The 21457-nt window shown below is 44.8% G+C and carries 13 protein-coding genes and 1 tRNA gene; 4 read left to right on the top strand and 10 right to left on the bottom strand.

Features of this window, described 5'->3' with window-relative positions; translation table 11 throughout:
* Window positions 1-121: 121 nt before the first annotated feature.
* Window positions 122-2011: a methyl-accepting chemotaxis protein gene (locus AC2204_RS03530; RefSeq protein WP_318924108.1), complete on the top strand. Its 1890-nt coding sequence runs from the start codon at window positions 122-124 to the stop codon at window positions 2009-2011.
* Window positions 2012-2112: 101 nt separating this feature from the next.
* On the opposite strand, the gene AC2204_RS03525 is transcribed toward AC2204_RS03530, so the two are convergent.
* The 3 genes from AC2204_RS03525 to AC2204_RS03515 form a co-directional block, all read right to left on the bottom strand.
* Entirely contained in the window at window positions 2113-2709 is a 597-nt protein-coding gene (locus tag AC2204_RS03525) for an AAA family ATPase (protein WP_318924107.1), read from the bottom strand.
* 450 nt (window positions 2710-3159) lie between these two features.
* Window positions 3160-4395, bottom strand: a complete 1236-nt coding sequence (locus AC2204_RS03520; RefSeq protein WP_318924106.1) for a RidA family protein — start codon at window positions 4393-4395, stop codon at window positions 3160-3162.
* Window positions 4396-5044: 649 nt separating this feature from the next.
* Window positions 5045-5135, bottom strand: a tRNA-Ser gene (locus tag AC2204_RS03515).
* 409 nt (window positions 5136-5544) lie between these two features.
* Here AC2204_RS03515 and AC2204_RS03510 point away from each other — a divergent pair.
* On the top strand, window positions 5545-6267 hold the full coding sequence (locus AC2204_RS03510) for a YebC/PmpR family DNA-binding transcriptional regulator (protein ID WP_318924105.1): 723 nt from the start codon (window positions 5545-5547) through the stop codon (window positions 6265-6267).
* A 57-nt stretch (window positions 6268-6324) separates the two neighbouring features.
* On the opposite strand, the gene AC2204_RS03505 is transcribed toward AC2204_RS03510, so the two are convergent.
* The 3 genes from AC2204_RS03505 to AC2204_RS03495 form a co-directional block, all read right to left on the bottom strand.
* Window positions 6325-7713 carry a carbohydrate porin gene (locus AC2204_RS03505; protein ID WP_318924284.1) on the bottom strand — a complete coding sequence of 463 codons (1389 nt, stop codon included), beginning with the start codon at window positions 7711-7713 and terminating at the stop codon, window positions 6325-6327.
* 465 nt (window positions 7714-8178) lie between these two features.
* Window positions 8179-9204 carry a LacI family DNA-binding transcriptional regulator gene (locus tag AC2204_RS03500; RefSeq protein ID WP_318924104.1) on the bottom strand — a complete coding sequence of 342 codons (1026 nt, stop codon included), beginning with the start codon at window positions 9202-9204 and terminating at the stop codon, window positions 8179-8181.
* A 207-nt stretch (window positions 9205-9411) separates the two neighbouring features.
* A complete protein-coding gene (locus AC2204_RS03495; RefSeq protein ID WP_318924103.1) occupies window positions 9412-10848 on the bottom strand; it encodes a sucrose-specific PTS transporter subunit IIBC in 1437 nt (478 codons plus the stop codon).
* 341 nt (window positions 10849-11189) lie between these two features.
* Between AC2204_RS03495 and AC2204_RS03490 the strand changes: the two genes are divergently transcribed.
* Together AC2204_RS03490 and AC2204_RS03485 are read left to right on the top strand one after the other, a co-directional pair.
* On the top strand, window positions 11190-12179 hold the full coding sequence (locus AC2204_RS03490; RefSeq protein WP_318924102.1) for a LacI family DNA-binding transcriptional regulator: 990 nt from the start codon (window positions 11190-11192) through the stop codon (window positions 12177-12179).
* Between the two features lie 232 nt (window positions 12180-12411).
* Complete coding sequence (locus tag AC2204_RS03485) at window positions 12412-14052, top strand: glycoside hydrolase family 32 protein (protein WP_318924101.1); 1641 nt, start codon at window positions 12412-12414, stop codon at window positions 14050-14052.
* Between the two features lie 115 nt (window positions 14053-14167).
* On the opposite strand, the gene AC2204_RS03480 is transcribed toward AC2204_RS03485, so the two are convergent.
* The 4 genes from AC2204_RS03480 to torR all read right to left on the bottom strand — a co-directional run bounded on the left by AC2204_RS03480 (window position 14168) and on the right by torR (window position 21245).
* Window positions 14168-16243: a methyl-accepting chemotaxis protein gene (locus tag AC2204_RS03480; RefSeq protein ID WP_318924100.1), complete on the bottom strand. Its 2076-nt coding sequence runs from the start codon at window positions 16241-16243 to the stop codon at window positions 14168-14170.
* A 185-nt stretch (window positions 16244-16428) separates the two neighbouring features.
* The gene (locus AC2204_RS03475; RefSeq protein ID WP_318924099.1) at window positions 16429-17010 is read right to left on the bottom strand and encodes a PadR family transcriptional regulator; all 582 of its coding nucleotides are present in this window, start codon (window positions 17008-17010) and stop codon (window positions 16429-16431) included.
* Between the two features lie 388 nt (window positions 17011-17398).
* Complete coding sequence (locus AC2204_RS03470) at window positions 17399-20359, bottom strand: cache domain-containing protein (RefSeq protein WP_413466662.1); 2961 nt, start codon at window positions 20357-20359, stop codon at window positions 17399-17401.
* A 154-nt stretch (window positions 20360-20513) separates the two neighbouring features.
* Window positions 20514-21245, bottom strand: a complete 732-nt coding sequence (gene torR / locus AC2204_RS03465) for a two-component system response regulator TorR (RefSeq protein WP_318924097.1) — start codon at window positions 21243-21245, stop codon at window positions 20514-20516.
* Window positions 21246-21457 lie beyond the last annotated feature (212 nt).

Raw genomic sequence — 21457 nt, 5'->3', positions numbered from 1 at the left:
AATTAACCGTACGAATTTGAGAGGTTTTTGAATCTTAAATATGTATAATTAGCTCGATTTTATTCGAGCTCCAAAATAATAGCGGCTAAGTGCTATTTTTACTTTACATAACATAGGGATAATGATGTTTAACATGACACTCAGGCAAAAGTTGGCGCTGTCAGCTAGTGCTGCCATAATTATCGGCGCTCTTGTCGTCACTGTGCTCTCCTTCTTTTCCTCCCTCGGTCGCTTAGACGACGATATTAACGAGCGGCTTAAAAGTGCCGCTTCCGCTTATAATTACTATGTGGCTGACTGGATGGATGCAAAAGGCGCAGCCCTGTCTGCAATGCCAGTCACTATTACAAGAGAAACGCTTTTTCAACGCCTTCAGCAAGTTCGAGATTCAGCAGGTTTTGATAATGTTTTCTTAGCTTTTCCTGATGGGACTCAGGAGAATGCTAATAACGTTATTTTACCACCGGGCAATGATGATCCCCGTGAGTGGGGCTGGTATCAACATGCAATCACGCTAAACGGTACAGTAACCGTCGAGAACCCAACTGTCGCCGCCGCCACCGGGGCCAGCGTGGTTTCTATGGCCAAGGCTATCACTATTTTTGGTCAGCAAGCCGTTCTAGGTGCCGATGTAGAAATGTCTAGCATCATAAAGCAGCTTGATGACGTGTTACTGCCTGGCGAAGGCTATATGTTCATTGCAAATAGCGAAGGTAATATTTTTGCTGACGCCGATACCTCATTATTAAACAAGTCAGTAACGGTAAAAGACCAAGAATTAACAGACTCTCTGCTCAAACGCATAGCTCGTGAGGGTTACGTTAAAAAAATACGGATTACCGGTCAAGACAGGTATATCTTTGTCTCTCCCATTCATGGCACTGACCTAAAGACAGTGATCGTCGTTAATTACAACTCTGTTGTTGCTCCTCTTTATAATACTTTATATGAGCAGATGTTGATGACACTACTGGTTGTCGTTATCTGCGTGTTTCTGTTTAACATGCTATGTGCTTACCTGTTTAAGCCATTACAGCAAGTATCAAGTGCGCTGTCGGTTATTGCTAAGGGCGGTGGTGATTTAACCCAACGTATCACGCTTGATTCAAATGATGAAGTCGGTGATCTAGCCCGTAACTTCAATCAGTTTGTTGCAAGCTTACAGGTCTTAATCGGTCATATTCGAACCCAAGGTGCAGAGCTAAGTCAGGCATCCGAAGCTGGCGAGAGCCTTGCAAACAAGTCTGCTTATGAATTAAACCGTCAGCAAGATGAAATTAGCATGGTCGCGACAGCTGTAACTGAAATGGCTTCAGCAACGCAAGAGATTGCCTCTCACGCCGAGCAAACGGCTCGTGTCGCACAAGATTCAACAGCTCACACCAATAGCGGTCGTGAGCTGGTCATACAGAGCCGGGCCTCAATTAACAACCTTGCTGAAGAAGTGAATCAGGCGACGGACGTTATCAGCGAGTTGAATGAACATGCACAAGGGATCAACAGTATATTGTCGACAATTCAGGGTATTGCAGAGCAGACAAATTTATTGGCCCTAAATGCTGCAATTGAAGCGGCTCGAGCGGGTGAGCAAGGTCGAGGTTTTGCCGTTGTAGCCGATGAAGTGCGTGTCTTGTCACAGCGCACCCACACTTCAACGGAAGAAATTCAGAGCATGATTGCAACCTTGCAGCAAACAACATCTAAAGCGGTTGGCTTGATGGGAACCAGCTCTAAATTGGCCCAGTGCTCGGTTGAAGATGCAGATCAGGCAACGGCGGCGCTTGAACAGATCAATGATTCCGTTGCATTAATCAGTGATATGGCAACCCAGATTGCGACTGCAGCCGAAGAACAAACCCAAGTGACGGATGAAATCACTCAAAATACAACATCGATTAAAGATGTGACGGATCAGCTTGCCGATGATGCCCAGGCAGCTCGTCAGCAAGCACAGTCGCTAAGTAATCAAGCCGCACAACTCAATGCTAAAGTATCCACTTTCGTTGTTTAATTTAGCAATTAACTGATTAATTAATTCGAACCTGATACCAAATGGCCCATAGTGTCTAAAACATTATGGGCTTTAACGTGCAAAGACGGGAGCCGCTCGTTTTAATTTCCATTCTCTTTATTGTGTCTGTTGATAACATTTTCGATGGTCATGATTCCGAACATGATTTTCCTTACAAAGGATTCTGAGCTACCAACAAAGTAATAATGGGGGTGCTTCGACCAAATGTCCTGTAACTTTTTATCCAGTTCAGCGGCCTGTTTTGACGTTTCATTTCTGACTGGATTGTTACTGGAAATATCATGCCCGCTTGCGGCAGCAGATTCAAAGAAAATGACCGCATCGTAGCGAACGATTTCATTTTCAAAGTTAGAGTTTACTTCCTGAAAAAAATTCTCTTCCGTTCCCGGCCAGTAAGCCAGACCGTCTAATGTTCCTCGATCACAGACAAGAAGCCTATTGGGATACTTGTTTTTTTGGATGTCCTCTAAATTTTGCTGAAGAGAAAAAATGGCTTTTTGAACATTTTTAAGTACTGGTTCATTGCTCGAACGAGTTATACCACCAGAGAAGAGAACAGTTGCCGCCTCTGGAACAATCGCTAGTTGATCGCAAAGCTCTCGCCGGAAAAGGTCGAGTGCCGTGGTCTTTCCGCCACCGGGGCCGCCCGTTACGACTACTTTTAGCTGTTTCTTCATAATTACCTCTAGCAGATTGTTGAACAACCAGTCGTTACGGTTAATTTCAACTAAAGGGGTCCGTATATGAATAACAATAGTGCTCTAGTCATCGATTTAGCAAAAAAGTATCTCAAGTCTGTACGTAATCGCTTTCACTGAAAGCTAGACAAGAAAGCCCCAGCATTTCTGCTGATGCAAACTCGCGACTGTTAGGCAGGTAACCCACTCGATCAGCATTAAACCGACACGATACTAGAATTTACTGATACCACGTCATTGATCTTAAATGTTTGGTCGGTAAAGCGGGAGGAATAAACGTGCGAGCTATTTCTAAATTGAAGAAAAAAAAGGGCAGGCTTTAAATTTGACCGTTATTTAAACCATCAAATAATAAAACCTGCCCAATCGTTGTAGAATGGATTCAGCTTATAGCCATTAAAGCACTACTTAGCCGAAATTAAATGCCAATTATGCTTGTGGAGGTGTACCTTCACAGTTAGAAACAACAGCATCAATTTGAACTAAAGCACCCATAGGGATAGCTGAAACACCAACAACTGTTCTTGCCGGAAGATCGCCTTTGAAGAACGTAGTGTAAACTTCGTTTACAGCGTCAATATCTTCGACATTAGTAAGCTGGATATTGATTTTAACAGTGTCGTCCATCACGTGATCAACACTTTCAATAATTGCCTTAATATTGTTTAGGCATTGTTCAGCTTGCGCTTTTACATCACCAGCTACAATTTCATTCGTTTTAGGGTCTAGAGGTAATTGACCTGAAATGTGGTTGTAGTGAGAGAAAGCGACTGTATGTGAATATGGAACTGCTGGTGCATTTTCCGTGTTGTTTGCTTCAATAACAAGTAGACGAGTGTCTTCTGGAAGCTGTGGTGGTGTACCGTCGCCGTGCGACACAGCAGTATCAATTTGCACCAAAGCATCCATAGGTAAAGCTGCTGCGCTAACAACGGTGCGAGCCGGAACATAGCCAGGGAAGAATTTGGCAAAAACTTCATTTACAGCGTCAGCATCCGAAATATCTTTCAGGAAGACAGTTGTTTTAACTACATCATCCATTACGTGATCGATACTTTCTAAAATAGCTTTAATGTTGCTTAAGCACTGTTCTGTTTGCTCTTTTACACCGCCCGTTACCAATGCACCCGTTTTTGGATCGATAGGTAATTGAGAAGCCAAGTTATTGTAGTGAGAAAAAGCGACAGTTTGTGTGTACACACCCTGTGGTGCATTTTCAGTGTTTCTTGATACTTTGATCAGTGCGCAAGGTGCTTGTGGAGCGGTGCCTTCACCGTTTGAAATAAGCGCATCCATTTGCACTAAAGCATCACTCATCGGTAACGCTGCAACAGCTACTGCCGTGCGTGTAGGAAGAGGACCTTGGAAGAAGGTTGTGTACACTTCGTCGATCGCGTCAATATCTGCGATATTCTTAACGAAGATATTGATTTTAACAACATCGTCCATAACATGGTCGATACTTTCTACGATTGCTTTAATGTTGGTTAAGCACTGCTTTGCCTGCTCTTTTACCGTACCAACTACAATTTCACCAGTTTTAGGATCTACAGGCAGCTGAGCTGAAAAATTATTATAGTGAGAAAAAGCTACAGTTTGTGTAGACACTGCACTTTGGGGTGCATTTTCAGTATTTCTTGAAAGCTTAATGATATCGCTGCTCATGTCCAAATTTCTCTTTATTATATAGTACAGAAGTAATTATTATCTTTAATAGATCATTCTTTTAGAGAATGATTAAAGTGGCGCTATGGTAAGTGAATTTATTTAGGGGAAATGTGATAAGCATCAAAATATCACTTCACTAGGAATTGCCAATTAATAGAATTGACGATAGTTATACGATTAATTATCCGCGATAATGCTGGTACTCTGGCTCTAATGTCTTTTTTTTTATAAATGATTCGTCAATTGTGAATATAATCTCAGTAATTTAAATGCTCTATTAGCTGAATTTAGTCCAACTATGATAAGTTGATCACAATAATTTCATTCAAATTCAAACATAGGATCCATTGACGCATCATTTATTATACGGGCTATTATTCGAGAGCGACTTCTGCTTCTTCCGCCTGTGTAAACGCGCAATTTCCTGTAGCCGTTCTTCTTTATTTTATCTCTTGCAGCATGCCGCAGGTTTTGTTCATGGACGTACTGATTGACCACTTCAATTTAGGCAGGCAGATGTCGGTATACTAGGTGCAAGTTTCAGCGCGGCATAGGTACATTGCCTCAGTCAATCCTATTGTGGATGCTTGCAATGCCCAGAAACGAAAAAAGCCGTTGATAATCAACGGCTTTTTCTTTTTTAATTTGGCGGAGAGATAGGGATTTGAACCCTAGATACGCTATAAACGTATGCCGGTTTTCAAGACCGGTGCTTTCAACCACTCAGCCATCTCTCCAGTGCGGTGAATAATACCCACCTCTTTTAAGGCTGTAAAGGGGCGAACAGTTTAAGTGGCTAGTATTCAAGCATTAATGGAAGGTTAAGATCAAATCTATAGCACCAAAAAGCAAAGCCGCATTTTTTGCTTTCAAATAATGAATTCGCATTCGTATCTCTGCCGCCTTCAATTAAGAATAGCGACAACCATTATGATGTCAGATGATGCTTATGTAATCGAAAGTGTTGCTGACAGTTAAAGGTAGCATCCTGATTCTTTTCATAAATGTTACTGAAAATACCAGGAATTGACTGATGTCAGGAAATCAGACAATAGCCAATCAAATCCTACTAGCCTTTACGGGCTGGTAGCTGTTAAAATTCGCGACAACAGAGTCCCAAAAACTGATAGAAGAGAGTTATTCCTCATGGGAAGAAAGTTCGAAGTACGCAAATTGTCTATGGCAAAAACAGCAGGCGCAAAGATCAAGGTTTACTCAAAATACGGTAAAGAGATCTACGTCTGTGCGAAAAACGGTAGCATTGACCCAGACAGCAACCTTTCACTTAAGCGCTTGATCGAGAAAGCAAAAAAAGATCAGGTACCAAGCCATGTCATCGAGAAGGCTCTCGACAAGGCCAAAGGTGGTGCAGGTGAAGATTTTGCTACTGCGCGCTACGAAGGTTTCGGCCCGGGCAACTGTATGGTTATCGTTGATTGCCTGACTGACAATAACAACCGTACCTTTATGGACATTCGTCAGTGCTTTGTAAAAAACAATGCAAAAATCGGCGGTCCAGGTACTGTTGGTCACATGTTCGAGCACCAAGCTGTATTCCAGTTTAAAGGTGACGATGAAGAAGCGGTTCTAGAAAACCTGATGATGGAAGATGTTGATGTTAGCGACATCGAATGCGAAGACGGTGTCATTACTGTTTATGCTCCTCATACGGAATTCTTCAAGGTTAAAAATGCACTTGCAGCAACAATGCCTGACGCAGTGCTGGACGTAGAAGAAATTGCTTTCGTCCCTCAGACCATGACAGAAGTGTCAGGTGATGACGTAGCAGCATTCGAGAAGTTCCTTGATGCACTGAACGATTGTGACGACGTCCAGAACGTTTACCACAACGCAGAAATTGCAGAGTAATCTGCGGTTATCGTTGCATAAAAAAGCCGAGCATTGCTCGGCTTTTTAGTTTTTCGATTAGAACCAAGTTTCCATCTGCATCGCGAAGATAAACTCTCCCCCCTCGCCCATGGTGTTCGCGTCAGTTGCCAGGCTCACTGAGTAGTCATTCAGATCTTTACTCCAATCAACATAAGAAGCCGCAAAACGAATTTCAGGACGCTGGAAAAAACCGCCAGAGGTATCTAACTTAAAGGTTGGCGCAACAGTGGCTTTGTAATAACTACCGTTGGCTTGCTCTGTACCGTTATCCAGATCCATATACTGGTATGAACCTTCGTAAACCATTTCGAAGTTTTTGGTCAGTTCTTGTGCCATACGGACATTGACCGTAGCCCACATGAACTCATCACCGTCTTTTACTCGGTCTTGGCTATACTCTGCCAAAAATGCAGGCGCAATTCGCCAGTTATCCGCAAAGTGGGTTACGCCATAACTGAACAAGCGGGCCGCTTTAGCATCTTCATTAAGATCACCATTAGAACCAATGCCTTTGAGCTCGGCCCCTAAACCCTGGCCGAACAGCACACCGAATTTAGAAAAACCTTCACTCACACCGTAAAAACTGTCTGCATGATAAGCCAGCATGCCATGGAAGCCATTTTCTGCCCGTTTGGACGGAGACGTGTCGGTTACATCTCTACCTTCATTGTCTACGGCGGTCATTGCGTTCAACATCAACTGCCATTGACCAAAGTAGTTATTCATGGTCACAATGTAGTTTTCAACGTCCAGATTTTCGCTGTCAATTGTACCGAAATCACGTCCATATACAGAAAAATTCGTTTGCCAGTCATCGCTGAACTGAACATCATAAATACCAGCACCCGCCCCTGAAAGGAAGACGATATCGGTATCCATAAAGTGAATATCAAAGTTATCCCGATCAAAACGCTTACCCGCCCAGATGGAAGCAGAAGTAAATGCACCGCTAAAGGATTCCAAGCCACCAAGTTCCGCAAACGCTTGTCGTACATTCAGCTGTGAATCAGCGGCAGTCCATTCATTATTGGTTTCTACACTGTCTGCCAGCATGATCCGATATTTCGACCACGAACCGTCTTCCTGATTGATATTATGATCAAGCACGACCTCAACATAGTTATCATCTTCGATACCCAGACGACCGACAGCGCCACCCAGCGCACCGGCTGCAGTCATGTATGGCCCAACTCCCGTCGCACCGTTCAGGTTGTCATCAATCAACAAGCCTGCCCGGGCATATCCATGAAATTCAAAAGCAGAGGCTTTGCTCTCGGCATCACCTGCCACTTGTTCCGCTTTTTTTAAACGCTGCTCTAAGTTAGCTATTCTCTGCTCTAAGTCTGTCGCATCGCCTTGTGCCCAGGCGGCACCAGAACAAGTTACAGCAAAAGACACGGCAAGTGATAAGAGGCTTTTCTTCATCATTCTAATTCCATCTATCAAGTTAATTTGTAAACCACTAAACAACGTCGTCATTATTGTTAAATCGATTTAGCATATCGAGATCTTTACGCTAAAACCGTTTAGCTTTGTGATCAACAGAGTAAAACAAGGGGGTTTTGTGAGCTGGCGTTATAGGGAAATTGAGTAAAAGCGGAATTAATAAGATCAAAAAAGCAGAGAGAGGGATCTGATCTGCGTTTGAAAATATGACGGGATAATACTAAGAAGATTAATTTCGTCATCCCGGACCGGAATAGAGGAACGAAATATCCGGGATCCACAATCCACTGAACCTTCCGTGCATGATGGATCCTTGATAACCGCCAGGTGAATTTTGAGAAAGCCTGCAAGTTCAGTGTTTGGCGGTTTCTGGGATGACTGACTTCGACTGTTTTAATCAATCATCCTCATAGTATTTAAGTGCAGTTATTGGTCATATCTGTATCACTTATTTTTACTGCGCCAGAAAATATCAGCATCGAGGACAACAGAAGATATTGCCGGTGATTTTTCATTAATGAGGGATAACGTAAGCTCAAAACAGGTTTTGGCTAGCTGTTGATTGTTCTGTGCTATCGAGTCGATATTCAATGGCAGGCAATCAAGTAAGTCATGATTATCAAATGTGGCCAGCCGCATTTCTTTATCAACCAGTGCATTAAGACATTCGTGATCTTTTAAATACCGCAATACGCCTTCTAATAACGTGTAAGAAGCCGTAAATAGCGCTTGTGGTAAGCGACCAAGATCCTGATGCAGCGATTGCATCATCAGATAACCTGATGCAGTCTGGTAATCACGGTGACGGATCCACTCTGGTTTCGTTTCGATCCCCGCACGCTTAAGACCGAGTTCAAAACCAGCCAGGCGGTGACGACTTGGCGACAGCTCAAGCTGGCCGCCGAAATAATAGAATTCTGACAGCCCTTCTTTGGCAATGCTTTCAATTAAATCGGCAGTCGCACGTGCTGCATCAGTCAGCACCAATGGCAACACAGACTGGCCAATATGGCGGTCTAACTGGATGACCGGTAACTGCTTTGTAAGCGATTGATAATATTCATCACCTGTTTCGCTAGACGCGACAATTAAAGCATCAACCTGACGGCGGATCAGGCCTTCTACCGCTTTTTTTTCGGCGGCTGGATCGTCTTCAGAACAGGCAATCAACAACTGTAATCCCGATTCCCGGCATAAACGTTCTAACTCACGGGCAATTGAAGCAAAACCAAAGTTGGTTAAATCAGGGATCACCAAACCGATCGCATCTGAGCGAGAGGCTTGTAGTGATTTCGCATGCACATTCGGGGAATAGTGATTCTCCCGCGCAACCTCTAGCACACGTAGTCGGGTCTCTTCTTTAATACGAAATGTAGATGCACGGCCATTTAGCACCATACTAGCCGTCGTTTTTGACACGCCTGCCAGTTTGGCGATATCTGCAATGGTTGTTCTTTTTCTTTTTTCCACGTACTAACCCGATTTAGCTGCAAAAAACATACATAGTAAACAGATAAATCGAGTTATTGACAAGTGATTGATTAAATTTGCGTTTGCCTAGTCACCCATTACGGCTAATACTCATGCCAAAAAGAAAAGGCAAAAACAACAAAGCCGGCATCATGCCGGCTTATATATACCCAAGTTACCTGACTGTAATATTGCGTATTGCAGTGATCAGGCTGTGGCTGCAACCGCTTTAAACTTTGCTCGTGCGCCCAGTACCAATGTCAGGCCAAAGGCTACCGCAAAGGAAATCGCCATACCAATGACATAGAACCACACGCTATTTGGAGCAATAGAGATGATACCCGGGAGACCTGCCGCACCCAGTGCCGTCGCCTTCACTTTGAACAAGGTGATAAATGCGCTTGCCGATGCGGCACCAACCACTGCCGCGATGAACGGATAGCGGTGTTTCAAGTTCACACCAAACATCGCAGGTTCCGTAATACCCAGTAGTGCCGTTACACCCGATGGCATCGCAATCCCTTTGGCTTTTTTATCTTTGGTGCTAAACCCAAAGGCCAGAGCTGCCGCGCCTTGCGCCACATTAGACATTGCCGCGATAGGGAAAATAAACGTACCGCCCGTCACCGCAATATCTGCCAGTAACTGGGTTTCAAAGGCGATGAAACTATGGTGCATGCCGGTAATAACAAACGGTGCGTACACCAGGCCAAACACTGCGCCGCCTATAAAGCCGGCCGATTCGTATAACCAGTTTAGACCGTCGCCAAGCAGGAAGCCCGCATCACGAGTGATAGGACCCACTAATGTGAAGGTAAGAAAACCGGTAATAAAGATGGCCAGCATTGGCGTCAGCAGGTTATCCAGTACCGAAGGGATCACTTTGCGCAGACCATTTTCAACTTTTGCCAGAATGAAGGCTGAAACCAGCACAGGCAATACCGAGCCCTGATAGCCGACTTTCTGAATTTCGAAGCCGAAGATGTTCCAGACCGGAATGCCGCCGCTCACACTCGCGCCACCGAAACCCCAACCATTTAATAGATCGGGGTGAACCATCAGCATACCCAGCGCCGCACCGAGGAAAGGATTACCACCAAACTTCTTACTTGCTGAGAACGCTAATAAAACAGGAAGATAAACAAATGGCGCGTTAGCAAAAGTATTAATCATCGATGCTAAGTCGGCCATGCCGGGATAGGCATCAATCAATGATTGCCCGTCAATGAACAGCCCTGTTGCAGTCAGAACATTGAACAAACCCATTAACAGACCACCAGCAACGATAGCCGGAATAATCGGTACGAAAATATCCGATAATCCTTTTACTGCCCGCTGCACCACATTCTGTTTCTGTGCACCCGCAGATGAGACCTCTTTGGTCGACATTTCGCTTTGCCCGGTGAGCTTGCTCATCGCAGCATAAACCTGATTCACGATACCGGAACCAAAAATAATCTGGATTTGACCTGCTACCTGAAACTGCCCTTTTACACCATCGATATTATCGATAGCTTCTAGATCTGCCTTACTTTCATCATGCAGGGCCAAACGCAGGCGAGTCGCACAATGTGCCGCCGCTGCGATGTTATCTTTACCGCCCAGTTTTTCAATCAGTTGTCGGGCTATGCTTGGAAAGTCCATCTTCTACCTCCGTCGCGGCCAGAGACTGTTACCTGCTTCTCTGCACCTGGTTAATTACAGCTTAATCCAATATTGGCGTTAAGCTCTTGTAGGATCCTCGTCTCTTTTTGTTTCCAAAAAAATGACGAGCCAACTCGCTTCGGGAACGTTACCGAAATAAAGTTTTATTGATACTGTCAATGTCGTCAAGATACTTGTTTTCTTGTGTGACCAAGATCGATGAAAAATTTCATCACACGCCAATATGCGTGATCGCTATCACTTTATTGCGGGATTATCAGCCCTGCTATTTGCAAACTATCCCAAAAATAGAAGATCATGGCGTAAACAAAGGAGAATTTATGGCGAGCTTACATGATGTCGCACGCCTTGCTGGCGTTTCAAAATCAACAGTATCACGCGTCATTAATGACGAATACGGCGTAAAAGAGGCGACCAAAGTGAAGGTCCGCCGTGCCGTCGAACAATGTGGCTATGTCGTCAATCAAGTCGCAAAGGATTTAAAGTCCAATAAAACCAACCTGATAGGTATCATTGTGCCGCGCGTTACCTCGAATGCGGTATCACAAGGGGTCGATGGCTTAAGTCGGGTTTTTGAGGAATCAGGCAAGCAAGTACTTCTTGCGAACAGTTGCCAGCAAGCAGGTAAAGAACTGCAATATCTGGATCTGTTCAACCAGAAACGGGTCGAAGGCATTGTCATGTTTGCCACCCATATTGATGACGAACTGGTCAAAGCCATCAAACGCTCAGGGGCCCCGGTCGTATTAATCGGCCAGGATGGTTCAAGTCATAACATCCCAAGTGTTATCCACGACGACTATCGTGTGGGTTATTGCGCAGCCGAAAAACTGCATCAGGCTGGCTGTCGCAACGTTGGCTTTTTAGGTGTGCAAAGTGATGACATCGCCGTTGATAAGATGCGCTTCGAAGGGTTCTGTAACGCATTGAGTTTTATAGGATTACCTGTACCAACATTCCATACTCAAGGCCAGTTTTCGATTGATTCAGGCCGTGAAGAAATGGCTCAGCTACTGCGTGAAAACACCAAGCCAGACGGCGTATTCTGCGCAACCGATCGCATCGCTATCGGTGCAATTCAGGCGATCGCAGCAGCAGGCTTAGCACCAGGCAAAGACATCAAGGTTATCGGTGTCGGTAACGACGAAATGGCATCAGTGGTCTCTCCGGGGCTCTCTACCTTTGACTATGCCTTTGAGCCCGCAGGCAGCAATGCCGCTAAAATGCTACTGGAAATCATTGAGCAAGGCCGTAGCCAAGTTGCCAAGCTGGTACTTGGGTTTGACTGGGTTCAACGTAAGAGCTGCTAGTACCGGCTCTTTTCCTAACCACTTATCCCCCCACTTCCCTAACGATTCTTTTGATCTGGCACACACTTTTTGTGTGCTTTTTCTTGATCCCATGATCTTATCTTGCAATTCCAACTAACCTCACCCATATTTGGAACGTTCCCGAAATTTAAATTATCGGATGAACCATAAAGAACACTAAAATGATGTTGCTGAAACGCATTCAGCCCAACTACAGCAAGGCCTGAACCTGATGACACTGACTGAATTGATTAACACCTGTGGTGGGAGCCAAAATATTCAACGAGTACTCCGAGTCGACAATGCACTCATCGTTGAATTAACCGATCCAGCATTACGCACTGATGTTGCCATGGCATTCCCTTTCAACGATGTTTTATCTCAGCTGAGCTGGCAACCAGGCACGCCGCTATCAGAGCAGGACTGGCAATACCTTGGCCAGATCATTGATACAAACCAGCGTCAGGCATTGACCTCTGCTTTAGAAGAAAAACCGTCGGCGCATCGACCGCTTTGGCATATTGCCCCGCCGCAAGGGCTGCTGAACGATCCGAATGGATTCATCTATCACAACGGTGAGTACCACTTGTTCTATCAACTGCACCCTCACGGCTGTGTTCATAAAGACAAATACTGGGCGCATGTCACCAGTACAGATTTAATCAACTGGACTTCACAACCTGTTGCGTTATGCCCGTCAGACTGGTTCGACAGTCACGGGGTATTCTCTGGCCATGCCGTCAGCCAGGGAGACGAGCTAATGCTATTTTATACCGGCAATGTCCGTATCGGTGAACAGCGTGACCGTATCACTACCCAATGCCTTGCAACTTCAACAGATGGTATCCATTTTACCAAGCACGGCCCGGTTATTCCGGAGTTACCGCCTGGAATTACACCACATTGTCGCGATCCGAAAGTAGTACGCCACGGTGATCACTGGATCATGCTGCTTGGCGCTCAGCATGAGAGTGAAACAGGCCGACTCGTTATTTACCGTTCGAATGATCTGCGTAAATGGGATTATGTCGGCTTATTCGGGGAAGAATTGGGTGATTTCGGATACATGTGGGAGTGTCCGGACCTGTTCGAACTAAACGATCAGCTGTTGGGCATTCTCTGCCCGCAAGGTATCGAATCAAACAGTGAACATTACACAGTTCCCCACCATAACGGCTACGGAAAAGCGACACTCAGCAAGCAAGATGCACTGACTCTCAGTGATCTAACAACATTAGATTATGGCTTTGATTTCTATGCCCCGCAGACAGCTGAAGCCGCCGACGGTCGTCGTTTGATGGTTGGCTGGATGGGACTGCCTGATGAAATCAACCAACCAAGCGTTACTGATGGCTGGTTACATCAATTGACCTGTCTGCGTGAACTGAGCTGGAAAAATGGCAAGCTGTATCAACGCCCAGCACGTGAACTACAAACACTGCGAAGCCAGCAGCAGCTATTCACCTTTGATCAGGCGACTCAACACGAAACACTGAGCCTTGAGATCAAAAGTGTTGAACTGCAAACAACGTTGAACTGGCCGGCATCGGGAAGTAAAACGCTGCGCTTGATGGATGATGGCGAGCACTATTGCGATTTGATTGTTGACAGTGATAGCCAGCGCATCGTGCTTGATCGCAGCCATGCTATGAAAACCGATGGTGAGTTGATCCGCGAAATAAAAATGACCGAACAGGCCGATATTAAACTGCAGATTTTAGCGGATCGGTCATCACTGGAGATATTCCTTAATGACGGTGAATACGTAATGAGTTCGCGCTTTTTTACTCACCATAACGTGACAACCTTGCAATTACTGGCAGATACCAAAACTGAGTGGCACCCCGTCACCGCCTGGTCGCTTGCACAATAAGACCCGCTATGTAGAAACAATTAAAATAGTGGCATAAAAAAGGCTTCTAAATTGATTAGAAGCCTTAACTGTTCAGTATTAACCTAAATTGTCTTTGTTACATTACTTGAAAAGCCTATTGTAATTTAAACTTACTGACCAGGGTGTTCAGTTGGGCGTTGGCAGCAGCCAGGCTTTGTGTACTGTCTACCGTCGCTTGTCCATTTTGGGTCAACTCATGAACCATCTCGCGGATGTTATTCATATTACGGCTGACTTCTTCGGTTACCGAGCTTTGCTCTTCAGAAGCGGTTGCAATCTGGGTGCTGAGATCATTGATTTCGACAATCGAACCGGTCACCGCATCCAGGCTGTTAGATACTCGCTCGGCATTTTCAGCGGTACGTTCGCAGCTTGTTTTCGTCACATCCATTGCAGCAACCGCACTAGCAGCATCCTGACGTAATATTGTTAATATCTCATTGATTTCTGCAGTGCTGGACTGAGTACGTGCGGCAAGCGATCGTACTTCATCGGCAACCACGGCGAAGCCGCGTCCTTGCTCCCCGGCGCGTGCAGCTTCGATAGCGGCATTGAGTGCCAACAAGTTAGTCTGGTCAGCAATTTCACCAATCACACCTAACACACTGACAATTTGCTGAGTATTCTCGTTCATGGTGTTGATGCTCGCAGATGCGGCACCCACTTCATCCACCAGAACCATCATACTGCCAGACGCCTCAAGCACATCATCTTTTGCCAACATCGCCTTGTCATTGGCTTTTTGAGTGTTAGTGGCTGTCTCGGTAGCATTCTGGGCGACTGTCTCTGCCGTTGCGCTCATTTCCGTAATCGCCGTGACGACTTGATCCGTCTCCGACGCGTGTTTAAGTAACGCCTGGTTATTTTGATCTGACTGCACATCAAGCTGCTTGATACCCTCAGTGATATGAGCAGAGGCTTGCGCAATTTCCAGAACCATCGATTGCAGGTAAATAATGAAGTTGTTGACCGAATTGCCAATGTCGCCCAGCTCATCATGAGAAGTAACATCAATCCGCGAGGTCAAATCGGCTTCGCCTGTCGATAAGGTATCAATACGCTCTTTGAGCATAACTAAACCTTTAACAATCTTATTGATCGACCAGGCTGCAACCAGCAGAGCAATAATCAGGAGTGCCGCGGCAATCGCAATACTCATGGACACTTTGTTATCAAAAATGTCTGCCGTGGCGCTCGTTAAGCCTTCCTGTATACTGGTGACGTCGCTATCATAAGTGCCGGTGGCAATGGTCCAACCCCATTCTGGGAAAATATTCCGGGCATAGACAAATTTGCTTTCTGTCTGTTTGGTCGTCGGATTCTCGAAAGCTATTTTAACAAAAGCTTCAGACTGGCCTTTAATACTGTTGACAATTTTTAATGTTGTGCTCGGGATAACAGTACCAATAAGGTCTGCTTTGGGGTGGGCCAGGATCTTGCCGTTCTTATCCTGCACCCAAAAGTAGCCATTCTGGCCGTATTTTGATGAGCTGATGGCCCTAACTCCCGCCTCTAGTTCATCTTGCCTTAGGGTACTGATGTATTCACCCGTCGCAATCACCAGGTTCAACGGTTCAAAGTAGACCGATGCCGTTAGTTTTTCTTCGGTTTTTTTGGTTTTTGGATTAATGAAATGATAACGGGTGAAACCCACTTTATTGGCTTTGGCAGAGCTGACAATATTCTGAGCATAGTAGCTGCCATTAGTGTCTTTTTTATCATAAGCACTGGTGCCGATAATCCTGCTGTTGGCACCGTTGGCCTTGTTCACAACCGTTGCGGCATCATACGCAAAAATATACCGGCCATCATCCCATCGATATTCATTGATAAAAGCATAAATACTGGTTTCTGCATCGGCTGCAGAAGCACTGTTGTTATAAATGCTCTCAATGGTATCTCTGAATGTAGCGATATCGGTTGCCAACTCTGCCTGGATATTTTCCAGTTTCGAACTCTCATAATAATAGGAGAGAGAGCGGGTAACGGTATCAACCTGCCCCTTTAAGTTATCATTCAGTAACTGAGTTACCTTCACACTGACATTGCTGTGTTCCGCCTCAAGAACAGCATTTTCCGTGTTCATAAGACTTGTAATAAAAAAACCACTCATTGTCAGCAATGGTACGCACAGCAATGCAGCCAACTTGGCTTTTATTGTTAAATTCATGAGGCTAAACCTTAATCTTTACACACATCATTTAAAAAACATTCTTTTTATATTTAAATTAGATCGCTCATGAAAAAGATATTCATGAAGGCTGTCGATAGGCTTTTTCTTATTTAATACATTATCAACAACCTGTTAAGCACGGGTGCTATAAGGAGAAAGTAAACACATCCACCTCTGGCAACCTATCCACAAAGAAGGACTTCTCCCGCACCGCTGGTTCCAGAACCGTCGATGGCTTTAAGCTCAATGAGGACTTCTTCTGCCCAGTTAATCCACGCTTGGCGGTTATGCATACCGCGCCGCAGAGTCAGGCGATCAAGACGAGACTGGCGATCCATCTCTTTGTAATTTGCAAAGTGGCTTTTTTCCAGTTCATCATAGTTGTTCATTAACGAGTGAGACTCTTGAATGAGTGCCTCAAGCTGTTGTTGCAATGGTTCTGAATTATGAACACCACAAACCAGTAGTTTGGCCAAGAACTCATCGCGGATCTTTGGATTTTGAGCAGGCTGCTGGAACCATTCAAACAGAGCCTTGCGCCCCAGATCGGTAATGGAGTAGACCTTACGATCGGGTTTACCATTCTGCGGTTCGAGTCGGGCGATCGCCAAGTTGTTGTCGGCCATTTTATTCAATTCGCGATACACTTGTTGGTGGCTCGCTTTCCAGAAATAACCGATGCTGCGTGAGAATTCTTTGGTAATATCGTAACCGGTTGCGTCGCGATTGCTCAGCACAGTTAAAATTACATGTGGTAGTGACATCTCTTCTATTCCTCTAAAAAATACAACAGAAGTACTTCTTGTCTCAGAAGTTTCTTTCAGCCTATGCAACAGGTAAAGTGCAATCAGTTGATGTACAAATCATGCATTTATTTTGGGAACAAGTATTAAAGAAATGCGTAAAATTATGAACAGACTGTCCTTCCCTGCGTTGTCGCGCCTGATCTAACTAATAAATATCAAAGATTTAGATACAATCCAGTCCGTTTTAGTAAGGCGAAAGAGATGTTTAATTATGAGAGGTGTTTTGAAAGTACGGACGAAATCAGGACAAGCAAGCGATATGAGGAGGAGACAAAAAAGAGAAACCAGTAAACAAGGGGCAATGCCGAAACATTCTGATGTTTAATGGCATGCCCTTGTTTTTGCCTTAAAATTCTTCTTTCAGTCTGTCGATAGAAGGATGATAGATAGCAAGTAAGGCTACTGACAATGCAGTTAACTCCTGAGCATCAGCACCTTGCTTACAAGCTATTTCCAGCTCCTCGCAGGCTTTACTCAGGGCGATTAGACCGATGGCTCCGGCGGAGCTTTTTAGGCTGTGAACTGTCATCTCAAGTTTTCGGGCGGAGCTCTCTGTTTTTATCTCTTTGATCAGCGCGGCCGAGCGTTCGTAAAACATCGCCACTATTTCGTGTACTAGCCCATCTCCAAGGATCTGTCTGTCCTTTTCCAACACCGAGTGGTCAAAAAGAGTGACGGCAGGTTCTTTTTTATCCATGTCCTGCTCTATATCCCTAACTGCATCGAACTTTCCGGGTTGGCTGTTATAGACATTAGCGATGACAGTCTGCATTCGCTTAAACTGTACCGGTTTACCTAAAAAACCATCGAGGCCGGCCTCGAGATATGATTCAATGTCTTGCCGGAAAACATGGGCAGAGAAGGCGATAGTGGGGATATAGCGATTCGCTTTCTCTCTTAATCTAGCCGTCAGCGTAACACCGTCAGTATCCGGTAGATGAATATCCATTAAGATGATGTCGACATGATGGTTATCTATTGCGCGTTGTGCCATTTCTCCTGTCATGGCGACAAAAACCTTATGACCAAGCTTGTCCAGGAATCCTTTCGCGACCAGGACATTCGTTTCATTATCTTCTACCAGTAAAATATTCAGTGGCGGAACGGTAAGGGAAACATTTTCTTCAGTGGATATCAGTTCATCTTTCTCCCCGGCATTCAACGGCAGAGTGAGAATAAACCGGCTACCGATATCGGGCTCACTGTATACGGTTAACTCCCCGCCAAGCATCTCAGCGAATCGCTTACTGATAGGCAAGCCTAATCCGGTACCGCGCTCTGATTGAGTCGCCTGTTCAAATGGCTCAAAAATAACGGCCTGTTTTGCTTCAGGAATGCCTTTGCCAGAATCTAACACCTCGAATGTGAGCAAAAAACACTCTGCCGCCAGTTGCTCGCTGAGTTGCACTCGGATTGTGACGCTTCCCATATTGGTAAATTTAATCGCGTTACCAACCAAATTAGTGAGAATTTGAATGATCTTGTTGACGTCGCCATACAAATAGTTGGGAACATCGTTTGCGATGGCGTAGGTGAGTGTGATGTTCTTTTCTTTGGCTCTGGCTTTAAGCATGTTGACAACATTGGCCACAATCGACTTGGTGTGAAAATTTGTTTTATTTATATTAAAATACCCAGCTTCGATTTTAGAATAATCCAGAACATTATTGAGTACCCCCATCAAAATTTCGCCTGATGACGTAATGGTTTTAGTGTAGTGTTTTTGTGCGCTGTCCAAAGCTGTATCATCAAGGAGGTGAAGTGTTCCCATTATCCCGTTCATCGGGGTACGGATCTCATGGCTCATGTGGGCAAGGAAAGTCGATTTGGCTTTGTTAGCCTGTTCCGCTTGTTCTCGTGCTTTTGCATGCTTGGCGACTTCACTGTTGAGTGCGTTATTAGCCTCGGTAAGCTGCATAGTACGTTCATCTACCAGTTTTTGCAGTTCATTCTGGTGCTCCCGCAGGGCCACAGCATTTTTCTTAAATACCGATATTGCATCCGCGAGGTGGCCAATCTCGTCACTCTCTCCCTGCGGAATATCGACGGAGAGATCACCTGCCGCCAGTTTTCTTATTACGGCCGTCATACTGCCAGGAGCCTCAAACACATCATCTGTTGCCAACAGTACTTGGTCATTGGCTTTTGGAGTGTTTGCGGCCGCTTCGGAAGCGTGCTTAATACCGTCAGTAATATCTGCAGAGGCTTGCGAGATTTCCAAGGTCATCGATTGCAGGTAAATAATAAAGTTGTTTACCGAATTGCCAATATCACCCAACTCATCATGCGACGTAATATCAATTCTCGAGGTTAAATCTGCTTCGCCGGTCGATAAGGTATCAATGCGCTCTTTGAGAACCACTAATCCTTTAACGATCTTATTGATCGACCAGGCTGCAACCAGCAGCGCAATAATCAGCAGTACCGCGGCAGTAGCAATGCTCATGTATACTCTGTCATTGAAAATGTCTGCCGTTGCGCTCGTCAGCCCATCCTGAATGTTAGTGATATCGCTCTCATACGTTCCCGTAGCTATGGTCCAGCCCCATTCGGGAAAAATATTTCGGGCATAGGCAATTTTGCTCTCTGTTTGTTTGGAGGTCGGATTTTCGTAAGCAATTTTAACAAAGACTTCGGATTGGCCTTGTATTCTGGCGGCAATTCTTGATGTCGTTGATGGAATGACAGTGCCGATAATTTCAGTCTTGGGATGCGCCAGAACTTTACCGTTCTTATCTTGTACCCAAAAGTAGCCATTTTGGCCGTATTTTGATGAACTGATGGTCTTAAGAGCGGCCTCAAGTTCATCTTGCCTTAGCGTACTGATGTACTCACCCGTCGCAATTACCAGGTTTAACGGTTCGAAGTAAAACGAGGCCGTTAGTTTTTCTTCGATTTTTTGGGTTACCGGGTTTAAAAAATGATAGCTGCTAAAACCAATCGCATTGGCTTTGGCTTCGCTGACAATATTTCTGGCGTAATAATTACCATTGGTATCTTTTTTATCATAAGCACTGGTACCGATAATACCGGCGTTGATTCCGTTTGCCTTGTTCACTATCGAGGCTGCATCATAGGCAAAAATATAGCGGCCATTGTCCCAGCGGTATTCATTGATAAATGCGTGAATGCTGGTTTCGGCATCGGCCGCAGAAGCACTGTTGTAATAAATATTGTCTATGGTATCTCTGAACGTAGTAATATCAGTCGCTAATTCTGCCTTGATATTACCCAGCTTCGAATTTTCGTAATAATAGGAAAGCGAGCGGGTAACGGTATCAACCTGGCCCTTTAAATTATCATTCAATAACTTAGCAACCTTAACACTTACATTGTTTTTTTCCGCCTCTAGAACATATTTTTCCGTATGCATAAGGTTTGTGATAAAAAAAACACTCATTGTCAGCAATGAGGCGCACATAATGAGTGAAAGCTTGGCTTTGATTGTGATATTCACGGATCTAAACGACCTCTGGCGCAAAAAGGTACCCTTCACCGTGTACGGTGATAAAAATCTTGGGGTTTTTAATGCTTTCCTCCATTTTGTTTCTCAACCGGCGGATCAAAACGTCAATGGTACGATCGCTCGGAGCATCAACCCGATGAGAAATCAGATTTAGAAGCCGGTCTCGACCCAACACCCTGCATGGGTGGGTAATGAAAGCGACCAGCAACTCATATTCTGCTTTGGTTAGCTTAACCATATCGTTGCCCTTTGACAGCTGACGCTGAGCAACATCAAATTCAAAGTCCAGAAAACGGAATCTGCTATCATCCTTTTCCAGTTGCGACCAGGCTGCCTCTGCCTGTTCCAAAGCATCACGGGTAAGCTGGATACGCCATAACAAGTTTTTAGCACGTACCAGCAGCTCTCTCGGTTCTACCGGTTTGGTGACATAGTCATCTGCGCCCATTTCAAGACCTAAAATCCGATCGATGGGGTCAGTTCGGCCTGTGACCATGATGATGGCGATGTCAGATATGTTCCTCACGTCACGGGTAAGCTGTATTCCATCTTCTCCTGGTAAGTTAATATCCAACAGGATCAAGTCAATTTTCTCGCAGTTAAGGATCGCTTTCATCCCAACCCCACTATCAGCCTCGAAGACGGTATAACCCGCTTGGGCGAAGTGGCCCTTAATCTTCATCCTAATAATAGGATCGTCTTCAACAATCAAAATTTTGTAAGTCATAGGTTCTCAGTATTCAGTCATGCTGTGTTGCTGGATAATCTTCCCAGAATGCGTTGTCTTTCGCTTGCCGTCGGCGTCTGTTTATTATTATGCCAATACATAATAAACCTTTCGCAGACTATTCCTATTTCTGCACGCTGAATTGAGAGATTGTGACAATTTTATGACGATTTTCGGTGGATCCCTAACCTTCAATATATTGCATGTAAAAT

The sequence above is a fragment of the Photobacterium sp. genome, assembly GCF_057456235.1.
The sequence above is the reverse complement of the archived record's forward strand: the minus strand, read 5'-3'. Positions and strand labels throughout refer to the sequence as shown.